This is a genomic window from Bradyrhizobium sp. UBA2491, assembly GCF_002341725.1.
Classification (GTDB): domain Bacteria; phylum Pseudomonadota; class Alphaproteobacteria; order Rhizobiales; family Xanthobacteraceae; genus Bradyrhizobium.
In genome coordinates, this window is record NZ_DDOP01000088.1 from 66778 (window position 1) to 87236 (window position 20459).

Consider the following 20459-nt stretch of genomic DNA (forward strand, 5'->3'; position numbering starts at 1 on the left):
GATGGGAGCCGCCATGTGCACCAAGCGGTTGGCATACCAGCCCGGCTGTGATCAAGTGCGCGCGCGCAAGAAACCCAACAAGCCGCCCAACGGTCCATCGCCATGAGCAACATCAACCCCGATCCGTTCACCACAAGGCCCGAGATCGAAGGCACCTTCGGGGTCGTCACCTCGACGCACTGGATCGCGACCGCGGTCGGCATGGGCGTGCTGGAAAAGGGCGGCAACGCCTTCGACGCCGGGGTCGCGACTGCCTTCACGCTTCAGGTGGTCGAACCGCATCTGAACGGGCCCGGTGGCGACGTCCCGATCATGGTGCACGACGTCAAGCGCGGCAAGGCCGAGGTGATCTGCGGCCAGGGCCCGGCGCCGGCGAAGGCGACCATCGCGCACTACCGCAGCGAGGGCCTCGAAATGGTGCCCGGCACCGGTCTGCTCGCCGCCTGCGTGCCCGGCACCTTCGAAACCTGGATGCTGCTGCTGCGCGACTACGGCACGTTAAGGCTGCGCGACGTGCTGGAGCCCGCGATCGGCTATGCCCGCGACGGCTACCCGCTGGTCGAGCGTGCGGCGGCGACCATTCAGACCGTCGAGCAGTTGTTCCGGAAATACTGGACCACGTCGGCGGATGTCTATCTCCCGAACGGCGAGGTGCCGCGGCCCGGCAGCATCTTCACCAACAAGAAGCTCGCGGAAACCTACACCCGCATCCTGGAGGAGGCGGAGAGCGCCGGCCCCGACCGCGTGGCGCAGATCGAGCGCGCGCGGCAGGCCTGGTCGAAGGGCTTCGTGGCCGAGGCCATCGATAAATTCTGCCGCACCCAGGAGGTGATGGACGTCTCCGGATCGCCGCATCGCGGCGTGCTCTCGGCCGACGACATGGCGCGCTGGCAGCCGACCATCGAGGCGCCGCTGACCTACGATTATGGCCGTTACACCGTGCAGAAGTGCGGGGTCTGGAGCCAGGGTCCGGTGATGCTGCAACAGCTCGCGCTGCTGAAGGGCTTTGAGCTCGACGGCCTCGATCCCACGGGCCCCGACTTCATCCATTTGCAGATCGAAGCCGCCAAGCTGGCTTATGCCGATCGCGAGACGTTCTATGGCGATCCCAAATTCACCGATATCCCGATCGAGACGCTGCTGTCCGATGCCTATAACGACGAGCGGCGCAAGCTGATCTCAAAGGACAAGGCTTCGCTCGACTTCCGTCCCGGCTCGGTCGCAGGCTTCGGCGGTGTCGTGAAGCTGCGCCACGCCGAAGGACATCGCGAAGCGGTCGGCGCGATGGGCGCCGGAGAGCCGACCGTCGGCCGGTTCGGCGAGGTGCGTGGCGACACCGTGCATTTCGACATCATCGACAAGGCCGGCAACATGATCTCGGCGACGCCGTCCGGCGGCTGGCTGCAATCCTCACCGGTGATTCCCGAACTTGGCTTCTGCCTTGGCAGCCGCGCCCAGATGTTCTGGCTGGAGGAGAACCATCCGGCCTCGCTGGCACCGGGCAAGCGGCCGCGCACCACGCTGTCGCCGACCATGGCTTTGCGCGACGGCGAGCCGTATCTGTCATGGGGCTCGCCGGGCGGCGACCAGCAGGACCAGTGGATCACGCAATTCTTCCTCCGGCATGTCCACGCCAAGCTGAACTTGCAGGAGGCGATCGACGCGCCGGCCTGGCACTCCGAGCATTTCCCGATCTCGTTCTGGCCGCGCACCTCGCGGCCGGGCGTGCTGGTGCTGGAAAACCGCGTGCCCAAATCGACCATCGACGAATTGAAACGCCGCGGCCATGTGGTGGAGATTGGTCCCGATTGGTCGGAAGGCCGCCTCACCGCGGCCTCGAAGGTCGGCCCCCGCCGCCGCGCCGCCGCCAATCCGCGCGGCATGCAGGGCTACGCTGCCGGCCGCTAAGACAAGGTGACCGCCACAGCATGATGACATCGCGTCGGACCGCAGAGCGAGCCTCCAACTCCACCTCGCCCCGCTTGCGGGGAGAGGTCGGAATTCAAGCAAAGCTTGAATTCCGGGTGAGGGGGAATCTCCGCGCGTTTCGATTTGCACCGTCTTCGCGGAGCGAGCCCCTCACCCCAACCCTCTCCCCGCGAAGAGCGGGGCGAGGGAGAAGAGATCTGAGATGACCTGGTCGATCATCGCCCGCGACAGCGCCACCGGCCAGCTCGGCATCGCCGTCGCGACGCGGTTCTTCGCGGTCGGCGCCCTGGTGCCCCACATCGCGCCCGGGATCGGCGCCATCGCGACGCAGGCGCTGGTCAATCCCTACTACGGTATCGACGGCCTCGCGCTGCTGCGCGGCGGCAAGAGTCCGCATGATGCGATCGCTGCGCTGATCGCGTCCGACAGCGGCCGCGAGAGCCGGCAGCTGCATGTCATGGACGCCAAGGGCCGCATCGCCGCGCATTCCGGCAAGGACTGCATCGACTGGTTCGGCCATATCGCCGGCGACGGTTTTTCGATCGCCGGCAACATGCTGGCCGGGCCTGCGGTGCTCGACGAGACCGCGCGCGCCTATGTCGCGAACGAGAAGCTGCCGTTCGCGGAGCGGTTGATCAAGGCGATGTTCGCCGGCGAAGCGGCCGGCGGCGACAAGCGCGGCAGGCAATCGGCGGCCCTTGTGATCCATGGCATCGAGCAATGGCCGTTGCTCGACCTGCGGGTCGACGACCACGCCGATCCCCTGCGCGAGTTGGAACGGCTGGAAGCGGTCAGCCGCGAGCACTGGGTGGCGTTCCGGAACTTCATGCCGACCCGGGACAACCCGGCTGGAATCAGCGACCGCGCGACGATCGACGCCGGCATCGCAGCGGCCGCCGCGAGCCGCAAATGACCGCCGGCCCGTTGATCGAGATCGAGGGCCTGCGTGTTTCTTTCCAGGGCGACGATGGCCGCGTGACGCATGCGGTCGACAGCGTCGATCTCTCCGTCGCCAACGGCGCCACGCTCGGCCTGGTCGGCGAGTCCGGTTGCGGCAAGAGCGTGACCTCGCTTGCGATCATGGGCCTGTTGCCAAGGCAATCCGCCGAAGTCTCCGGCGCGATCCGCTTCGACGGCTTCGACCTGCTCGACGTCCCGGATGCGACACTGCGCGACCTGCGCGGCAATCGCCTGGCGATGATCTTCCAGGAGCCGATGACCTCGCTCAACCCGAGCTTCACCATCGGCGACCAGATCACCGAGACGATCCTGCGCCACCGCGGCGGCTCCCGGCGCGCGGCGCGCGAACGCACCATCGAGCTGCTGCGCCGCGTCCACATCCCCTCGCCCGAGAAGCGCATCGACGAGTATCCGCACAAGTTGTCCGGCGGCATGCGCCAGCGCGTGATGATCGCGATGGCGCTGGCCTGCGATCCGCAGCTCCTGATCGCCGACGAGCCGACCACCGCGCTCGACGTTACCTTGCAGGCGCAGATCCTCGATCTGATGCGCGAGCTGAAGGCCGCAAGTGGTGCTGCGATCATCCTGATCACCCACGACCTCGGCGTCGTCGCCGAGGTCTGCGACGAGGTCGCGGTGATGTATGCCGGCGAGATCGTCGAGCGCGCGCCGGTCGACGAGCTGTTTGCCAACCCACAGCATCCCTATACGGTCGGCCTGCTCGGCTCGATCCCGCGGCTCGACCGCCGCACCAGCCATCTCGCAACCATCGAGGGCATGGTGCCGAACATGGCAAACCCGCCTTTGGGCTGCCGCTTCGCCGCGCGCTGCCCGTTCGTGGACGATGCCTGCACGAAGTCCCCTCCGCCGCTCGCGATGTTGAGCGCAACCCACGCCTCGCGTTGCATCCGCGCGCCGCTGGAACGGCTGGTGTCATGACCGCGCTGCTCGAGGTCGACGGGCTGGTGAAGCATTTCGTTGCCGAGCGTTCGGTGTTCGGCCGGCCGACGGCGCATGTGAGGGCGGTCGACGGCGTCAGCTTCACGGTCGAGGCCGGCAAGACGCTGGCGCTGGTCGGCGAATCCGGCTGCGGCAAATCCACCGTCAGCCGGCTGGTGCTGCGGCTGATCGAACCGGACGCCGGTCGCGTCACGTTCGAGGGCCGCGACCTCGGCACGCTCAATGCCGAGCAGTTGCGCGCGTTCCGCCGCGACGCGCAGCTGATCTTCCAGGACCCCTACGCCTCGCTCAACCCGCGCATGACGGTGAGCCAGATCCTGACCGAGCCGCTGGCGCTGCACGATCTGGTGCCGTCGGCCCGCCGCCGCGAGCGGGTCGACGAGCTGCTGCGTCTGGTCGGCCTCGAGCCGCGCTTTGCACGCCGCTACCCGCACGAATTCTCCGGCGGTCAGCGTCAGCGCATCGCGATTGCCCGTGCGCTCGCAGTCGAGCCGAAGCTGATCATTTGCGACGAACCGGTGTCGGCGCTCGACGTCTCGATCCGCTCGCAGATCCTGAACCTGCTGCGCGACCTGCAAGACCGCCTGAAGCTCGCTTACATCTTCGTGTCGCACGACCTTGCCGTCGTGAAGCACATCGCCGACCGCGTCGCGGTGATGAATCTCGGCACCATCGTCGAGACGGCGGATGCGCAGGCGCTGTTCGCCGCGCCGCGGCACCCCTACAGCCGCGCATTGTTGTCGGCGATCCCGGTGCCGCGGCCGCGCGCCAGGCGCAGCCGCATCGTGCTGGAGGGCGAGCTGCCGAGCGCACTCAATCCACCGTCCGGCTGCCGTTTCCATACCCGCTGCCCTTATGCGATCGCGCGCTGCCGCAGCGAGGTTCCGCAATTGCTGGCAGATGTCGCCGGCCACTTCACGGCCTGTCACCGCACAGCAGAGCTACCGCCCGCGGAGAATATCGTTCCCTCCGATGGCGGCTTCTCGCCTGCGCTGGAGAAACTGGTGGCGGCATTCAGCGGAGCGTCGGAAGACGCCCGGCGCGGCGGGGTTGGTAACGGGACGGTGCCGCAGGCATGATCATGGGAGTTGCGCGATGAGGATGTTTCGTTTGGCTGCGACCGCCGCCACCCTGCTGCTGTCGCTGGTGGCAGGCGCCCAGGTCCAGGCCGAAGCCCAGACCACGCTACGGATCGGGCTTGCCGAGGATCCCGACGTGCTCGACCCGACCATGGCGCGCACCTATGTCGGCCGCATCGTATTCGCCGCGCTATGCGACAAGCTGTTCGATATCGACGAGAAGCTCAACATCGTGCCGCAGCTCGCGCTGTCGCACGAGATCTCGGCCGACGGCAAGGAAGTCACGATCAAGCTGAGACCCGGCGTCAAGTTCCAGGACGGCGAGCCGCTCGACGCGGAGGCAGCAAAGTTTTCGCTGGAGCGGCATCTGACCTTCCCCGGCTCGTTCCGCAAGCCGGAGCTCGCCAGCATCGATCACGTCGACGTCGTCGATCCCCTGACCATCAAGCTGGTGCTCAAGGCGCCGTTCTCGCCGCTGATCGCACAGCTCACCGACCGCGCCGGCATGATGGTATCGCCCAAGGCCGCCAAGGCGGCCGGCGACAAGTTCGGCCTGCACCCGGTCTGCGCCGGCCCCTACAAATTCGTCGAGCGGGTGCAGCAGGACCGCATCGTGCTGGAGAAATTCGCCGACTACTGGAACAAGGACAACGTCTTCATCGACCGCATCGTCTATCTGCCGATAGTGGACGCCACGGTGCGGCTCGCCAATCTGAAATCCGGCGGGCTCGACCTGATCGAGCGCGTGCTCGCGACCGACCTGAAGGACGTACGCGCCGATTCGCGCCTGAAGGTCTCGACCGCGATCGAGCTCGGCTATCAGGGCATCACGCTCAACATCGGCAAGGACAAGGCCAAGGGTCCCCTGAGCCAATCCGCCAAGGTCCGGCAGGCGCTCGACCTCTCGATCGACCGCGATGCGATCAACCAGGTCGTGTTCAACGGCGAGTTCAAGCCTGGAAACCAGTGGATCAGCCCGGACCATCCCTACTACCAGAAGGAATTTCCGGTCCGCCCGCGCGACGTCGCGAAGGCCAAGGCGCTGCTGAAGGAGGCCGGCGTCACGCCGCCCGTCAGTGTCGACTTCATGGTGCCGAAGGGACCGGAGGCCGAGGGCACCGCGCAAGTCGTGCAATCGATGGCCGCTGAAGCCGGCTTCGACATGAAGATCCGGGTCACCGAATTCGCGACCTCGCTGAAGCAGGCCGAGGCCGGCGAGTATCAGGCCTATTTGCTGGCCTGGAGCGGCCGCATCGATCCGGACGGCAACTCCTATGTCTTCCTGCACAAGGATGCGCCGCAAAACTACAGCGCCTGGGCCAATCCCGATGCCGACAAGGCGCTCGACGACGCCCGCCTCACCACCGACATGGCGCAGCGCAAGGCGATCTACGCCAAATTGACGAAGCTGGAACAGGAGGACGAGCCCCTGCTCTATATCTATCACCGCCGCATCATCATCGCGCACGCCACCAGGCTCGACGGCTACAAGCAGATGCCCGACGGGCTGGTGCGCGTGATCGGGCTGAAGCTGAAGTGATGATCGGCCGCGGACCTATCGCGGGACCGATACGGTCCCGGTTCAGCAGCGCAACATTGCGTGCTGCGCCGCGCCCGGGACACGAGGCTGAGACATGCTGAACTTCCTCGCCAAGCGGCTGGTTCAGATCGTCCCGACGCTGTTCTTCGTCTCGGTGCTGATCTTCTCGCTGCAACATCTGCTGCCAGGCGATCCGGCGCTGGTGATGGCCGGCGAGGAGCGCGACCCGGCCGTCATCGCGCAGATCCGCGCGCAGTACCATCTCGATCAGCCGATCCCGGTGCAGTATGTCTACTGGATCAAGGGCGTGCTGTCGGGCGATTTCGGCGAATCGCTGCGCAACAAGATGCCGGTGCTGGAGCTGATCGCGCAGAAGCTTCCGGTGACGTTGCAGCTCGCCGCGATGGCGATCGTGATCGCCTTCCTGATCGGCATTCCCGCCGGCATCGTCTCGGCGGTCAAGAAAGGCACCGCCTGGGATTACGGCGCCAATCTGTTCGCGCTGTGGGGCATCTCGACGCCGAACTTCTGGCTCGGCATCATGCTGATCTTCCTGTTCTCGATCGAACTGGGCTGGCTGCCCGCCTCCGGCTATGTCCCGCTGACCGAGAACTGGCGCGCCAGCCTTGCCGCCACCATCATGCCGGCCTTCGTGCTCGGCAATGCGATCGCGGCGGTCCTGATGCGGCATACCCGCAGCGCCATGCTCCAGGTGCTGGAGAGCGACTATGTCCGCACCGCGCGCGCCAAGGGCCTATCCGAGCGCACGGTCATCCTCAAGCATGCGATGCGTAACGCGCTGACGCCGATCATCACGCTCGGCGCGCTCGAGCTCGGCACCCTGCTGTCGGGCGCTGTTCTCACCGAGCAGATCTTCTCGATCCCGGGCTTCGGCAAGCTGATCGTGGATGCCGTCTTCAATCGCGACTATGCCGTGGTCCAGGGCGTGGTGCTCACGACCGCGACGATCTACATCACGCTCAACCTGATTGCCGACATCGCCTATATCCTCGTCAATCCGCGACTGAGGGGCTGACCGGGATGACGGACGCAGCAATCGCGACATCGGCTTCACTTGCCGCCGCCGAGACGCTGGAGAGCCCGGCGCGGCGCGCCTGGCGGCGGCTGATGCGGCGCAAGGGCGCCGTGCTCGGCCTCGCCGTGATCGTGCTCTTCATCGTGCTCGCGGTGTTCGCGCCGCTGCTCGTCCCCTATGATCCGATTGCAACGAGCTGGTCGCTGGTGCGCAAGCCGCCGTCGCTGCAACACTGGTTCGGCACCGACGAGCTCGGCCGCGACGTGCTCGCCCGCGTCGTGTTCGGCGCCCGCGCCTCGCTGCTCGCCGGTGTCATCTCGGTCGGCATCGCGCTGGCGATCGGCGTGCCGCTCGGGCTCGTCGCCGGCTACCGCGGCGGCTTCATCGACGGACTGATCAGCCGCATCACCGATGCGATGCTGGCCTGCCCGTTCCTGATCCTGGCGATCGCACTCGCGGCCTTCCTCGGCCCGAGCCTCGGCAATGCGATGATCGCGATCGGCGTCTCGGCGACCCCGATCTTCATCCGCCTGACCCGCGGCCAGGTGATGAGCGTCAAGGTCGAGGACTATGTCGAGGCGGCGCGCGCCATGGGCAATCCACGCTGGCGGATCGCGCTGGTCCATATCCTGCCCAACATCTTGCCGGCGCTGCTGGTGCAGGCGACGCTGTCGATCGCGGCCGCGATCATCGCCGAGGCCGCGCTCTCGTTCCTCGGCCTCGGCCAGCAGCCGCCCGCACCATCCTGGGGCAGCATGCTCAACGCTGCGCAACGCTTCCTGACCAGCGCGCCGTGGATGGCGATCTGGCCGGGCCTTGCGATCTTCATGGTCGTGCTGTCGTTCAACCTGGTCGGCGACGGCCTGCGCGACGCGCTGGACCCGAAGGCGCGGTGACACGCCACAGCGGCCACGAATTCCTCACCGTCATGCTGAGGAGGCCGCGAAGCGGCCGTCTCGAAGCACGACGGCCCGACTGTGGCCGTGCATCCTTCGAGACGCGCTACGCGCTCCTCAGGATGACGGGGTTAGCAATGCCCGCCCCAAACCACACCCGTCTAAATCACCACTTCCCTTAACACCCTGCGGCAGTCCATCTCGTATTCGAGATCGACCACCGGCGGGCGGCAGAAGTGCCAGGTCAGCCCCGAGCGCGTGGCGCCGCGGCGGACCAGTTCGTCGACGACCACGGGATGGATGTCGTGCACGGTGTAGGCCTGCACCGCCGTCGTCGCTTCCCAGCCGAAGCTGAACTCGGCGAGGCGACGCTCCATCTCGCCGGCGGTGAAGCGCACCTTCTCCCCCCACGCGCCGGGACTGAGATCGCGATAGCAGACGATGCGATCGGGATAGCTGGCGGTGCCGCTGCGTGCCTCGGCGCCACCCGCGATCACGAAGGACGGCGATGCGTTCGTGCTCGGACGCGTGAACGAGAACGCATAAAACGACGGCTCGGCCGGCGGATCGATCTCGGGACAGACATTGCTGCGGGCCACCGGATTGATGGTGCCGTCGAACAAGCCCCATTCGGCGAGCGTCTTGACATAGTGCTGGTTGAAGGCGCGGAAACCCTCCTCGGTGAAGGCCGCCGGCGAGCGCAATTCGCAGGCGCAGAACGAGGTCAGCGGCCGGCCGGCGTCCTTGATGTAGGCTGCGATCCGCGCAAAGCCTTCGGCAAGCGGCAGCAGACGATCGAAGCGCACCCGCTCGATCTCGTAGCCGGCGTTCGCTTGCGCGCCGCTAGAATATTGGAACACAGCCGGAATGAACCGGTAATTGCCCGCCGCAAATTCGCTCGCCATGACAGTTTCCTCCAGAACCTCTGCCTGCCCAAAGGCTATCACGAGACAAAGAAAAGGCGGCAGTGGCTTTCGCCAGTGCCGCCTTCTCCGCGAGCATGAGCTTGGAGGGCTCAGGTCGGTTTCAATGCGCCGCCACGGCCTTCAAGCTCGTAATCGGCGATCTGCTTGGCGCGGTCGGAACGGGCCGCGGCCTGGTGGTCGGTCGCGATCACCGTGTAGACCATCGGCAGCACGAACAGCGTGAACAGCGTGCCAATCGTCATGCCGGTGACGACCACGAGGCCGATCGAGAAGCGGCTGGCGGCGCCGGCGCCCGAGGCTGTGAGCAGCGGCAGCAGGCCGGTGACCATGGCCGCCGTCGTCATCAAGATCGGGCGCAGCCGGATCCGGGCCGACATCTCGATCGCCGACCGACGGTCCAGTCCCTCGTTGAGCTGCAACTCGTTGGCGAACTCCACCATCAGGATGCCGTGCTTGGTGATCAGCCCGACCAGCGTCAACAGGCCCACCTGGGTGTAGATGTTCATGGTGGCGGCACCGAAGAACAGCGGGATCAAGGCGCCGACGATCGCCATCGGCACCGAGATCATGATCACGAACGGGTCGCGCAGGCTCTCGAACTGCGCCGCCAGCACCAGGAAGATGATAATGATGGCGAACGCGAAGGTGACCAGCAGCTGATTGCCTTCGTTGACGTACTGCCGGGAGTCGGCGAGGAAGTCGAAGCTGAAGCCGGACGGCAGCTTCTTGGCTTCACCTTGCAGGAACTCGACCGCCTGCCCCATCGAGACGCCAGGCATCGGCACGGCCTGGAAGGTCGCCGAGTTGAGCTGGTTGTAGTGGGTCAACGCGTTCGGATCGACGCCGGTCTCGACCGAAACCACCGTCGACAGCCGCACTAGCTGACCGGTCGCGGTCGGGACGTAGTAGTTGTCGAACGACTCGGGCGCGAGCCGGTTGGCGCGCGGCACCTGCGGGATCACCTGGTAGGAACGCCCTTCGAGATTGAAGCGGTTGACGTAGTTGCCGCCGAGCAGCGTCGCCAAAGCACCACCGATCGACTGCATGGTGATGCCGAGGTCGCTCGCCTTGGAGCGATCGACCTTCACCCGGACCACCGGCTGGTTGAAGTCGAGGTCGCTGTCGGTGACGATGAACAGGCCGCTCTTGCGCGCGGCGTCCTTCAGCTTGTTCATCTGGTCGAACACCTGCTGGAATCCGGCCGTCGAAGAGATCACCATCTGCACCGGCAGGCCGCCGGGGCCGCCGGGCAGCGGCGGCAGGCTGAACGCGAACGCGCTGACGCCTTCGATCTTCGACAGCTCGTTCTGCACCAGCGGCTGCAGCGTCTGGGCCGAACGCTTGCGCTCATCCCACGGCTTCAGCAGCATGCCGGCGAAGCCGCCCTGCGGACCGGTGATGCCGTTCAGGATGAACCGCAGATCGGTCTCGGGAAACTTCTGGAACTCCTTGTCCATCTTGTCGCCGTAGAAATCGATGTAGTCGATGTTGGCGTATTTGGGCGCCTTGGTCACCGCGAACACGATGCCCTGGTCTTCCTGCGGCGCCAGCTCCTTCTGGATGTGCATGTAGAGGAAGCCGACCAGGCCGAGGATGGTCACGGCGAACAACGCCGTGATCGGACGGTAGTCGAGCGAACGGTCGAGCTGGCGGCCATAGGCGCGCGTCACCGCGCCGAACACGCGATTGACGAGCTTGGCGAAACGCCCCTCCTCCGTGTTCTTGAGGAACACCGAGCACATCATCGGCGACAGCGTCAACGCGATCACGCCGGACACGATCACCGAGCCGGCCAGCGTGAAGGCGAATTCGCGGAACAGCGTGCCGGTCACGCCGCCGAGGAAGCCGATCGGCGCGTACACCGCCGCCAGCGTGATCGTCATCGAGACGACCGGGCCGACGATCTCGCGCGCGCCCTTCAGCGATGCCTGCACCGGTGGCAGGCCCTCCTCGAGATGTCGATGGATGTTCTCCACCACCACGATGGCGTCGTCGACCACGAGGCCGATCGCCAGCACCATCGCCAGCAACGTCAGCAGGTTGAAGCTGAAGCCGGCCGCCAGCATCAGGATGCAGACGCCGATCAGCGACAACGGAATGGTGACGACGGGGATGATCACCGAGCGGATCGAGGCCAGGAACAGGAAGATGACGACGACGACGATCAGCACCGCTTCGGTCAGCGTCTTCTCGACCTCGTCGATCGACGATTGGATGAACTTGGTGGAGTCGTAGGCCACCTTCATCTTCATCGACGGCGGCAGGTTGCGCTCGAGGTCGGGGAACAGCGCGCGCACGCCCTTCACCAGGGTCAGCGGGTTGCCTTGCGGGGTCGCCTTGATGCCGATGAAGATCGCATGCTCGCCGTTGAAGGCGACGCTGGCGTCGGTCGACTGCGCCGCGAGCTCCACCGTCGCGATGTCCTCGATGCGGACAAAGCCGCCGTCCTTCGACTTCACGATCATGCGCTTGAACTGATCGATGTTCTGAAGGTCGGTGTTGGCCGAGACGTTGGAGACGATGAAATAGCCCTTGGTCTGGCCGGCCGCCGCCTGGAAGTTGTTGGCGGCGATCGCGGCCGCGACGTCGTTGGGCGAGACGCCGCGCCCGGCCATCCGGGTCGGATCGAGCCAGACGCGCATCGCGAAGGTCTGGCCGCCGAGGATGTCGGCCGATGCGACGCCGTCAACCGTCGAGAGCACCGGCTGCACGACGCGGGTCAGATAGTCGGAGATCGCCGATCCGTTCAGCTCTTCGCTGGAGAAGCCGAGATACATCACGGCGATGGTGTCGCCGGTCGCCTTGGTCACGACCGGATCGAAGGCTTCCTTCGGGATCAGGTATTTCACCGAGTTGACCTTGGCGAGCACCTCGGTGAGCGCCTGGTTCGGATCATGATTGAGCTTGACGTAGACCTGGATCGTCGAGGTGCCGAGCACCGAGTTCGAGGTCATGTAGTCGACGCCTTCGGCCGAGGCGACGGCCTGCTCGATCGGCGTGGTGATGAAGCCGTTGATCAGCTCCGGCGCCGCGCCAGGATACACCGTGGTGATCGTCACCACGGTGTTCGAGAGGTTCGGATATTGCCGGATCGGCAGCACCATGGCCGCGCGCAAGCCGATCAGCAGGATCAGCAGGCTGACGACGACCGACAGCACCGGGCGCTTGATGAAAATATCAGTAAAGGCCATCGCCAACTCGATTCGTGTTGTCTGCCGGTTCGCGGCAACATTGGGCGGAGGGCCAATCGGGCCTCCGAGTTCAAGTGATCGGGCTAACGCGCAACGAGATCGGGTGAGATCATCATCGCGCGTCAGCTTCTTCCTTGGGCACAATCAATAGGGAAGAATGCTTCGCACGCTTCCGGATCATGCCTTAGTAGCGCGGCGGCTCGGCCGGCACCGGCGGCGCCGGATCGGCCGAGATCGCGACTGCCATGCCCGACTGCAGCTTGATCTGGCCGACGGCGACGACCCGGTCCCCGGGCTTCAGGCCCTTGAGGATCTCGACACGCCCCTCGATGCGGTTGCCGGTCTTCACGAAGGTGCGCTCCGCGGTCAGCGTCGACTTGCCGTCGTCACCCTTCTTCTCGGTAATCAGGAACACGGAGTCGCCATACAGCGTGTAGTCGACCGCGGTCTCGGGAATGGTCACGACCGGCGGCTTCTCGGGCAGCACGATCGTGGCGGTCGCGAACATGCCGGGCTTGAGGATGCTGTCCGGATTCTGGATCGTGGCCTGGACCCGGATGTTGCGGGTGTCGGTCGCGATCTGCGGCTCGATGGTCGTGATCTTGCCATCGAAGGTGCGGCCCGGATAGGCATCCACCATGATCCGCACGGCCTGGCCGACCTTGATCTGCGAGCTCTGCTTTTCCGTCACGGTCATGTTGGCGTACAGCACCGACAGATCGGTCAGCGACACGATCTGGGTGCCGGCCGTCAGATACTGGCCGACTTCGACCTGACGAACGCCGAGATCGCCTTCGAACGGTGCGCGCACCAGCTTCTGGGAGATCAGCGCCTCGGTCTTGGCAATGCCCGCCTTGGCCTGGTCGTAGGTCGCCTGCGCCGTGTCGACGGTCGACTGCGGCCCGAACTGGCGCGACGCCAGCTGCTTGGCGCGGTCGAGCTGCTGCTCACCCACGATGGCCTGCGCCTTGAAGCTCGCGAGGTCGCCCTGCTCCGGCGCGTCGAACAACTGCACCAGCGGTGTGCCCGCCTTCACATGGCTGCCGGCGGTGAACATGATCTGGGTGATGCGGCCCGGCACGTCGGTCGTGACATTGACCTGGTGCACCGCGACGAGATCGCCGACCGCGGTCAGCAGGTTCGGAATCACCTCGGACTTCGCCTCCGCGGCCGTGACGTTCGACGGCGGCGGCTTGTTGTTGGCGAAGAACTGCGCGATCATGTGGCTGCGGAAGGCGTTGAAGCCAACCAGCGCGCCGACCAGCAGGGCCAGCAAGAGGCCGACGATGATGAACCAGCGCACCAGGCGAACCGGGCGCTTGGCCTGCTTGTCCTTGATCGGTTGCCCCGAGATGTGGCTTTCGGTCTGAATATTCATGTCATGCACTTTCTGCAGTTACCGACGGTCCTGCGCTCGGCGACGGCTCGCGGCCCAAATGAGTTGAGATTGCGGCTTCGGTAAGTCCGATGCCGCGAAGGATGAATTGGCAAAGCTGCCGCTCGGCCGCGGCGGCATCGCCGTAGGGGAGACATGGTGTCGCAGGCAGCTGCGTCAGCGCGCCCATAAGCACGGTATGGTGCGCAAACCAGAACAGGTTGATCGGCTCGTCGCCGATCCGCGTCGCCTCGCCGGCCGCGATCGCCCGTTCGAGCGATGCGGAGAAGGTCGGGCCGATCAACTTGCCGATCTTGTCGTAGAGCAGGCGCGCAAATTCGCCGTCGTCGAGATGGCTCGTCACCATCAGTCGCATCCGTTGCGCCTCTTCCTGGTCCGGCGCGTCCCGCAGCTGCATGAAGTGGCCGACCATGCCCTGCACCAGCTCGATCAGCGTCGCGGTCGAGGGCTCCTGGCCGAGCAGATGCGCGAAATCGGGATCCGCTTCGCACTCCTCGGCAAGGATTTCAGCGTACAGCGCAGCTTTCGACGGGAAATGCTTGAACAGCAACCCTTCCGAAATGGCAGCCGCGGCCGCCACGCTCTTGGTCGTGGTGCCAGCGAAGCCGCTGCGGGCGAAGCATCGCTTTGCAGCGCTCAGGATCAGCTGACGCCGCAAGTCACTTGTCATGCGTAAGGTAGACATTTGGGGTCGTGAGTAATCACTCACTTTACCAAAAGTCAAGGTTCTATTGCACCGCAGAAGTCGTTTTATATCGGAGTGTGTCCGATCGACCCTCTGATGCGGTTGACGATGTAGGTGCCGTCGCGGCTCGACAGCACCCGCTCCAGATTGGCCCCGTCAATCTTCACGCTAGCAAACCGAGGTCCCGCCGTAACGTCCTGTAAAGACGAGGCAAAAGTCTCGACCTCGGTCATCGTGCTGATTGCCCGGCTATCTCCGATTCCGCACGCTTTGGCAACAGCCACGAGATCGGTGGTGCCACCGGTATGGCTGGCCTGGCCGCCGGTCTCGCCATAGGCCTCATTGTCCAGCACGATGATCGAGAGGTTTTTGGGCTGCTGCAGCGCGACGGTCGCAAGGCTCCCCATCCCCATCAGCATCTCGCCGTCGCCGGTGATCACGACGACCGGCAGCGTCGGCTGCGCCAACGCGAGGCCAAGCCCGATCATCACGGCGCCGCCCATGCCGCCCCAGAGGTAGAAATTGCGGTCGTGGTCGCCGACGGCGGCGATGTCATAGGTCGAGGCGCCGAGGCCGCCGACGGCGAAGGCGCCCTTGCGATCCCTCAGCAGTTCGGAAACCACGGCGCGGCGGTCGAGGAGATTGGCTTTGCTCATTTGGTGAAGACCTTGGCCCCGATCAGACGCTGCGACAGCAGGACGGCGGTCGGCGTGCAGGCGTTGTAGGCCTGCGCCGCACCGGCTTCGACGACTTCGCGCACTTCATCAGGACGCGAAGCGCGCAGCACCTTGATCCCCGCCAGTTCGAGGATGCCTTGCGTGTTCGATCCCATCGGCACCTGCCAGGGATTGAACTCGCCCCACTCGCCGCGCATCGTCACCAAAGTGAGAAACGGCAGACGGAAGATCTGCACCAGCGAGAGCATGTTGATGCAATTTCCGACCCCGCTCGATTGCATCAGCAGCACGCCGCGCTGGCCGCCCGCCCAGGCACCTGCGAGCAGCGCCACGCCTTCCTCCTCGGTGGTCAGCGCAATGCCGCGCATCGAGGATGAACCCAGCACCCGCTCGATCAGCTCCGAATGCCCGGCATCCGGCACGTAAGGCACCTGACGCACCTCGAAGCGCTGCAATATCGAGAAGATCTCCTCGGGCCAGGAGGCCGCGGTCTCGGCACGGGCATGCATTGGCGTTTCCGGCTCTCTGTTGATTGGCCGCGACTGTAGTGGGACGCACGCGCTTCATCAAAGCGCAAAACCGCATATGGCTCTGCGATATATTCGCACCACGCGGAGGGCGTCGCGCCGCTCCCGATACTTCCATATTGTGTTGCGCGGCGGCCGCCCGCCGCTTACGATAGTTGCAAATGAAACTAATTGGGTTGGAGTCGTCATGGATGGGCACGCGCGCGAGCTGGCTGATGGTTTCGACCTGGAGAAGCTGACGCCGGACTTCTACGCCGACCCCTACCCGACCTATCGCGCGCTGCGCGAACACGCGCCGGTCAAGCGGTTGCCGAACGGCTGCTATTTTCTCACCCGCTACGACGATCTCATCGCCGCCTACAAGAACACCAAGACGTTCTCCTCCGACAAGAAGAAGGAGTTCTTGCCGAAATACGGCGCCTCGCTGCTTTACGAGCACCACACCACGAGCCTCGTCTTCAACGACCCGCCGGCGCATACCCGCGTGCGTCGATTGATCATGGGCGCCTTGTCGCCGCGCGCGATCGCCGGCATGGAGCCGGACCTGATCGCGCTGGTCGACAGCCTGCTCGACCGGATCGAGACCCGAGACCGCTTCGAGCTGATCGGCGACTTCGCCTCGGCCATTCCGGTCGAGGTGATCGGCAATCTGCTCGACGTGCCGCACGACGAGCGCGAGCCGCTGCGCGACTGGTCGCTGGCGATCCTGGGCGCGCTGGAGCCCGTCATCAGCGAGGAGGCGTTCGATCGCGGCAACGCCGCAGTGAAGGATTTCCTTGCTTATCTCGAAACCCTGGTGGAACGCCGCCGCGCCAGGCCGGGCAATCCCGAGCGCGACGTGCTGACCCGATTGATCCGAGGAGAAGGTAATGGCGAGGACAATGGCGAGCGGCTGACCGCGAAGGAACTGCTGCACAACTGCATCTTCCTGCTCAATGCCGGCCATGAGACCACGACCAACCTGATCGGCAACGGGCTCGTGACGCTGACCCAATACCCTGAGGAGAAGCAGCGGCTGATCGCGCAGCCCGATCTGATCAAGACCGCGGTCGAGGAGATGCTGCGCTACGAAAGCTCGAACCAGCTCGGCAACCGGATGATCGTGGAAGAGACCGAGCTCGGCGGCATCAAGATGCCGGCTGGCACGCTGGTCACGCTGTGCATCGGCGCCGCCAACCGCGATCCCGCGCAATTCTCCGATCCCGAAGGCTTCGACGTCGCACGCACGCCGAACCGCCACCTCGCCTTCGGCACCGGCGCGCATCAATGCGCCGGCATGGCGCTGGCGCGTCTCGAAGGCGCCATCGCGATCTCCCGCTTCCTGAAGCGCCTCCCGAACTATGTGCTCGACGGCGAACCCGTGCGCGGCGGCCGGGTTCGCTTCCGCGGCTTCCTCAGCGTGCCATGCCGGCGCGACGCGTGATCCGATGACGACAGAGCAATTGCGCGAGCGCTGGGGCGATTCGCTGCTGACGGTGCTGACCGTGCTGCTGCTCGTCATGATGTTCGTGGTGGCGCCGCTACAGGCGTTGGGGCTGTTCGAATTCCAGGTGTTTGAGCTGCTGCTCGCGATCTTCCTGGTCGGCGGCGTGTTCGTGATGTCGGGCAGCGCGATCGCCGTCGTCACCATGCTGGTTGCGCTGTCGATGATCGTGACCGGCGCGATCCTCCGGCTGCGCTCGCCGTCGATCCTCGACCTCAACCTGTTCGCCGGTTCCTGGTTGCTGGTCGGCATCACGATGGCGGTGACGGTCGCGCGCGCGATCTTCGCGCCGGGACGTGTCACCTACCACCGGGTGATCGGCGCAGTCCTGCTCTATCTCACGGTCGCGGTGATCTTCTCCGCCCTCTACACCTTCATCGGCACGCTGGTTCCGACCGCATTTTCCGGCATGAAGGTCGAAGACAGCCCGACGCTGGCAAGCCAGTTGATCTATTTCTCCTTCGCGACGATGACCACCACGGGCTATGGCGATGTCGCGCCACTGCATCCGATCGCGCGCAGCCTGTGCAATGTCGAAGCGATCTTCGGCCAGCTCTATCCCGCGACGCTGCTGGCGCGGCTCGTCACGCTCGAGATCGCGCACCGCAATCAGGATTGACCTACGCCGGCACCGGTAGGCCCAACCGAATTTGGTGCCCAGCCGATCTTTAAGCCGCGTCGCGCGATCCCCAAATCAGCTATGATGCAGACTGGGCGATGCCTCCTTGGCGCCGCGCTGCTGGAGTAGCGAAACATGCCTCCGCCAGTCACCGACTTCATCGCAAGGGAAGCGCGGTTTGGCGCCCAGAACTACGCGCCGCTCGGCGTCGTGCTGACGCGCGGCGAAGGCGTCTGGGTTTGGGATACCGACGGCAGGCGTTACCTCGATTGCCTGTCGGCTTATTCGGCCGTCAATCAGGGCCACTGCCATCCAAAGATCCTCGCCGCCATGATGGAACAGGCGGGCCGGCTGACGCTGACCTCGCGGGCCTTCCACAACGACCAGCTCGCCTTGTTCTACGAGGAACTCGCCGATCTGACCGGCTCCCACAAGGTGCTGCCGATGAACAGCGGCGCGGAGGCAGTGGAGAGCGCGATCAAGGCGGTGCGCAAATGGGGCTACGAGGTCAAGGGCGTGCCCGATGGCCAGGCCGAGATCATCGTCTGCGCCGACAATTTCCATGGACGCACGCTAGCGATCGTCGGCTTCAGCACTGATCCGGCGAGCCGCGCGAATTTCGGGCCGTTCGCGCCGGGCTTCAGGATCATCCCGTTCGGCGACGCCAGGGCACTGGAGGCAGCGATCACGCCGAACACGGTTGCCTTCCTGGTCGAGCCGATCCAGGGCGAGGCCGGCGTCATCATTCCGCCCGCGGGCTATTTCGCCGAGGTCCGCGCGCTCTGCACGCGTAACAACATCATGCTGGTGCTCGACGAGATCCAGACCGGGCTCGGCCGCACCGGCAAGTTGCTGGCGGAGCAGCACGAGGGCATCGAGGCCGACGTCACGCTGCTCGGCAAGGCGCTGTCCGGCGGCTTCTATCCGGTCTCGGCGGTGCTCTCCAACACCGAGGTGCTGGGCACGCTGAAGCCCGGCCAGCACGGCTCGACCTTCGGCGGCAATCCGCTGGCCTGCGCGGTCGCGCGCGCGGCGCTGCGCGTGCTGGTCGACGAAGGCATGATCGAGAACGCGGCCGTGCAAGGCGCCCGCTTCCTCGACGGCTTGCGCAGCATCCGTGCCAACATCGTTCGCGAGGTGCGTGGCCGCGGGCTGATGCTCGCAGTCGAGCTTCGCCCCGAGGCTGGCCCCACGCGCCGCCATTGCGAGGTGCTGCGGGAGCACGGCATTCTCGCCAAGGACACCCACGACCACACCATCCGGATCGCCCCGCCGCTGGTGATCACGCAGGATCAGGTCGATTGGGCACTGGAGCAGATCGCCGCGGCGCTGACGCAGGATCTGTCGTGACGCGAGGCGGCTATCTGAACCGCAAGTTCGCGCGGGAGAGCTGGCTGATCGATGAACACCCCATCAGCCGCATATCGCGCACCAGCTCCGTCTGCAACAGACCAAGCGCCCGCTCGACCCCGGCCTGGCCGGCCGACGCCAGCGGGTAGAGATAAAAGCGTCCGAGGCCGACGGCCTTGGCGCCGAGCGACAGTGCTTTCAGCACGTGGCTGCCGCGCTTGATGCCGCCGTCCATCATCACGTCGATCCGGTCGCCCACGGCATCGACGATCTCGGCGAGCTGATCGAATGCGGCCCGCGAGCCATCGAGCTGCCGGCCGCCATGGTTGGACAGGATGATGCCGGTGCAGCCGATCTCGACGGCGCGCTTGGCATCATCGACCGACATGACGCCCTTCAGGCAGAACTGGCCGTTCCACTCCCGGACCATTTTGGCGACGTCGTCCCATGTCATGGCGGGGTCGAGCATCTCCGTGAAATAGCGCCCGATCGACATGGCGCCGCCGCTCATATCGACATGCTCGTCGAGCTGCGGCAGCTTGAAGCTCTCATGGGTGACATAGTTGACGGCCCAAGCCGGCTTGATCGCGAATTGCAGCATGCCGCCGAGCGTGAGCCGGAACGGAATCGAAAACCCGGTGCGCAGGTCGCGCTCGCGGTTACCGCCGGTGATGCTATCGACCGTCAACATCATCACATTGACGCCAGCTTGCTTGGCGCGCTGCATCATCGCCGTATTCAGGCCGCGGTCGCGGTGAAAATAGAACTGATAGACCTGCGGCGTATCATACGCCTTGCGCAATTCCTCCAGGCTCACGGTACCGAGCGAGGACACGCCAAACATCGTGCCATACTTCGCCGCGGCCGCAGCAACCGCCCGTTCGCCATCATGGTGAAACAGGCGCTGCAACGCGGTCGGCGAACAATAGAACGGCGTCGCCAGCTTCTGGCCCATCACGGTGACCGAGAGATCGACGTTTGCGACGCCGCGCAGGACGTTCGGCACCAGATCGCAGCGCTCGAAGCTCGCGGTGTTCTGGCGCAACGTCGCCTCGTCGTCCGCCCCGCCGTCAATATAGTCGAAGATCGGCCCCGGAAGCCGCCGCCTTGCCAGTTCGCGGAAGTCATGGAAATTATGGCAATGGCTCAAGCGCATGTCGTGCTCCGAAGGTCCGGACCGCGGATTTCAACGGCCCGAGCGCCGT

The 20459-nt window shown here is 65.4% G+C and carries 17 protein-coding genes; 10 read left to right on the top strand and 7 right to left on the bottom strand.

What is annotated here, in order from left to right:
• Nucleotides 1–102: 102 nt before the first annotated feature.
• The 7 genes from B2W55_RS29765 to B2W55_RS29795 all read left to right on the top strand — a co-directional run bounded on the left by B2W55_RS29765 (nt 103) and on the right by B2W55_RS29795 (nt 8400).
• Complete coding sequence (locus B2W55_RS29765) at nt 103–1908, top strand: gamma-glutamyltransferase family protein (RefSeq protein ID WP_024579309.1); 1806 nt, start codon at nt 103–105, stop codon at nt 1906–1908.
• Nucleotides 1909–2131: 223 nt separating this feature from the next.
• The gene (locus tag B2W55_RS29770) at nt 2132–2842 is read left to right on the top strand and encodes a DUF1028 domain-containing protein (protein ID WP_024579308.1); all 711 of its coding nucleotides are present in this window, start codon (nt 2132–2134) and stop codon (nt 2840–2842) included.
• Nucleotides 2839–3828: an ABC transporter ATP-binding protein gene (locus tag B2W55_RS29775; protein ID WP_024579307.1), complete on the top strand. Its 990-nt coding sequence runs from the start codon at nt 2839–2841 to the stop codon at nt 3826–3828. The genes B2W55_RS29770 and B2W55_RS29775 overlap by 4 nt, the downstream gene beginning before the upstream one ends.
• Nucleotides 3825–4928, top strand: a complete 1104-nt coding sequence (locus tag B2W55_RS29780; RefSeq protein ID WP_024579306.1) for an ABC transporter ATP-binding protein — start codon at nt 3825–3827, stop codon at nt 4926–4928. The genes B2W55_RS29775 and B2W55_RS29780 overlap by 4 nt, the downstream gene beginning before the upstream one ends.
• Nucleotides 4929–4944: 16 nt before the next feature.
• Nucleotides 4945–6468: an ABC transporter substrate-binding protein gene (locus B2W55_RS29785; protein WP_024579305.1), complete on the top strand. Its 1524-nt coding sequence runs from the start codon at nt 4945–4947 to the stop codon at nt 6466–6468.
• A gap of 94 nt (nt 6469–6562) precedes the next feature.
• Nucleotides 6563–7504: an ABC transporter permease gene (locus B2W55_RS29790; RefSeq protein ID WP_024579304.1), complete on the top strand. Its 942-nt coding sequence runs from the start codon at nt 6563–6565 to the stop codon at nt 7502–7504.
• 5 nt (nt 7505–7509) lie between these two features.
• The gene (locus B2W55_RS29795) at nt 7510–8400 is read left to right on the top strand and encodes an ABC transporter permease (protein ID WP_024579303.1); all 891 of its coding nucleotides are present in this window, start codon (nt 7510–7512) and stop codon (nt 8398–8400) included.
• 161 nt (nt 8401–8561) lie between these two features.
• Here B2W55_RS29795 and cnbZ read toward each other — a convergent pair whose 3' ends face one another.
• The 6 genes from cnbZ to B2W55_RS29825 form a co-directional block, all read right to left on the bottom strand.
• Nucleotides 8562–9305 carry a 2-amino-5-chloromuconate deaminase CnbZ gene (gene cnbZ, locus B2W55_RS29800; protein ID WP_024579302.1) on the bottom strand — a complete coding sequence of 248 codons (744 nt, stop codon included), beginning with the start codon at nt 9303–9305 and terminating at the stop codon, nt 8562–8564.
• 110 nt (nt 9306–9415) lie between these two features.
• On the bottom strand, nt 9416–12517 hold the full coding sequence (locus B2W55_RS29805; protein WP_024579301.1) for a multidrug efflux RND transporter permease subunit: 3102 nt from the start codon (nt 12515–12517) through the stop codon (nt 9416–9418).
• Nucleotides 12518–12701: 184 nt separating this feature from the next.
• A complete protein-coding gene (locus B2W55_RS29810) occupies nt 12702–13895 on the bottom strand; it encodes an efflux RND transporter periplasmic adaptor subunit (RefSeq protein ID WP_024579300.1) in 1194 nt (397 codons plus the stop codon).
• A gap of 1 nt (nt 13896) precedes the next feature.
• Entirely contained in the window at nt 13897–14598 is a 702-nt protein-coding gene (locus tag B2W55_RS29815) for a TetR/AcrR family transcriptional regulator (RefSeq protein ID WP_024579299.1), read from the bottom strand.
• Between the two features lie 65 nt (nt 14599–14663).
• The gene (locus tag B2W55_RS29820; RefSeq protein WP_024579298.1) at nt 14664–15254 is read right to left on the bottom strand and encodes a thiamine pyrophosphate-dependent enzyme; all 591 of its coding nucleotides are present in this window, start codon (nt 15252–15254) and stop codon (nt 14664–14666) included.
• Nucleotides 15251–15784 carry a thiamine pyrophosphate-binding protein gene (locus B2W55_RS29825; RefSeq protein WP_024579297.1) on the bottom strand — a complete coding sequence of 178 codons (534 nt, stop codon included), beginning with the start codon at nt 15782–15784 and terminating at the stop codon, nt 15251–15253. The genes B2W55_RS29820 and B2W55_RS29825 overlap by 4 nt, the downstream gene beginning before the upstream one ends.
• A gap of 205 nt (nt 15785–15989) precedes the next feature.
• Between B2W55_RS29825 and B2W55_RS29830 the strand changes: the two genes are divergently transcribed.
• The 3 genes from B2W55_RS29830 (at nt 15990) to rocD (ending at nt 19254) form a co-directional block, all read left to right on the top strand.
• Complete coding sequence (locus tag B2W55_RS29830; protein ID WP_024579296.1) at nt 15990–17225, top strand: cytochrome P450; 1236 nt, start codon at nt 15990–15992, stop codon at nt 17223–17225.
• 4 nt (nt 17226–17229) lie between these two features.
• The gene (locus tag B2W55_RS29835) at nt 17230–17904 is read left to right on the top strand and encodes a potassium channel family protein (RefSeq protein ID WP_024579295.1); all 675 of its coding nucleotides are present in this window, start codon (nt 17230–17232) and stop codon (nt 17902–17904) included.
• Between the two features lie 135 nt (nt 17905–18039).
• Entirely contained in the window at nt 18040–19254 is a 1215-nt protein-coding gene (gene rocD / locus B2W55_RS29840) for an ornithine--oxo-acid transaminase (RefSeq protein WP_024579294.1), read from the top strand.
• 10 nt (nt 19255–19264) lie between these two features.
• Here rocD and B2W55_RS29845 read toward each other — a convergent pair whose 3' ends face one another.
• On the bottom strand, nt 19265–20410 hold the full coding sequence (locus B2W55_RS29845) for an alpha-hydroxy acid oxidase (protein ID WP_024579293.1): 1146 nt from the start codon (nt 20408–20410) through the stop codon (nt 19265–19267).
• Between the last annotated feature and the right edge of the window lie 49 nt (nt 20411–20459).

What these genes read in the sequence shown, in the direction of transcription:
- B2W55_RS29765 (WP_024579309.1), top strand. Translation starts at nt 103, where the DNA reads ATGAGCAACATCAACCCCGATCCGTTCACCACAAGGCCCGAGATCGAA.
- B2W55_RS29770 (WP_024579308.1), top strand. Translation starts at nt 2,132, where the DNA reads ATGACCTGGTCGATCATCGCCCGCGACAGCGCCACCGGCCAGCTCGGC.
- B2W55_RS29775 (WP_024579307.1), top strand. Translation starts at nt 2,839, where the DNA reads ATGACCGCCGGCCCGTTGATCGAGATCGAGGGCCTGCGTGTTTCTTTC.
- B2W55_RS29780 (WP_024579306.1), top strand. Translation starts at nt 3,825, where the DNA reads ATGACCGCGCTGCTCGAGGTCGACGGGCTGGTGAAGCATTTCGTTGCC.
- B2W55_RS29785 (WP_024579305.1), top strand. Translation starts at nt 4,945, where the DNA reads ATGAGGATGTTTCGTTTGGCTGCGACCGCCGCCACCCTGCTGCTGTCG.
- B2W55_RS29790 (WP_024579304.1), top strand. Translation starts at nt 6,563, where the DNA reads ATGCTGAACTTCCTCGCCAAGCGGCTGGTTCAGATCGTCCCGACGCTG.
- B2W55_RS29795 (WP_024579303.1), top strand. Translation starts at nt 7,510, where the DNA reads ATGACGGACGCAGCAATCGCGACATCGGCTTCACTTGCCGCCGCCGAG.
- cnbZ (WP_024579302.1), bottom strand. Translation starts at nt 9,305, where the DNA reads ATGGCGAGCGAATTTGCGGCGGGCAATTACCGGTTCATTCCGGCTGTG.
- B2W55_RS29805 (WP_024579301.1), bottom strand. Translation starts at nt 12,517, where the DNA reads ATGGCCTTTACTGATATTTTCATCAAGCGCCCGGTGCTGTCGGTCGTC.
- B2W55_RS29810 (WP_024579300.1), bottom strand. Translation starts at nt 13,895, where the DNA reads ATGAATATTCAGACCGAAAGCCACATCTCGGGGCAACCGATCAAGGAC.
- B2W55_RS29815 (WP_024579299.1), bottom strand. Translation starts at nt 14,598, where the DNA reads ATGTCTACCTTACGCATGACAAGTGACTTGCGGCGTCAGCTGATCCTG.
- B2W55_RS29820 (WP_024579298.1), bottom strand. Translation starts at nt 15,254, where the DNA reads ATGAGCAAAGCCAATCTCCTCGACCGCCGCGCCGTGGTTTCCGAACTG.
- B2W55_RS29825 (WP_024579297.1), bottom strand. Translation starts at nt 15,784, where the DNA reads ATGCATGCCCGTGCCGAGACCGCGGCCTCCTGGCCCGAGGAGATCTTC.
- B2W55_RS29830 (WP_024579296.1), top strand. Translation starts at nt 15,990, where the DNA reads ATGGATGGGCACGCGCGCGAGCTGGCTGATGGTTTCGACCTGGAGAAG.
- B2W55_RS29835 (WP_024579295.1), top strand. Translation starts at nt 17,230, where the DNA reads ATGACGACAGAGCAATTGCGCGAGCGCTGGGGCGATTCGCTGCTGACG.
- rocD (WP_024579294.1), top strand. Translation starts at nt 18,040, where the DNA reads ATGCCTCCGCCAGTCACCGACTTCATCGCAAGGGAAGCGCGGTTTGGC.
- B2W55_RS29845 (WP_024579293.1), bottom strand. Translation starts at nt 20,410, where the DNA reads ATGCGCTTGAGCCATTGCCATAATTTCCATGACTTCCGCGAACTGGCA.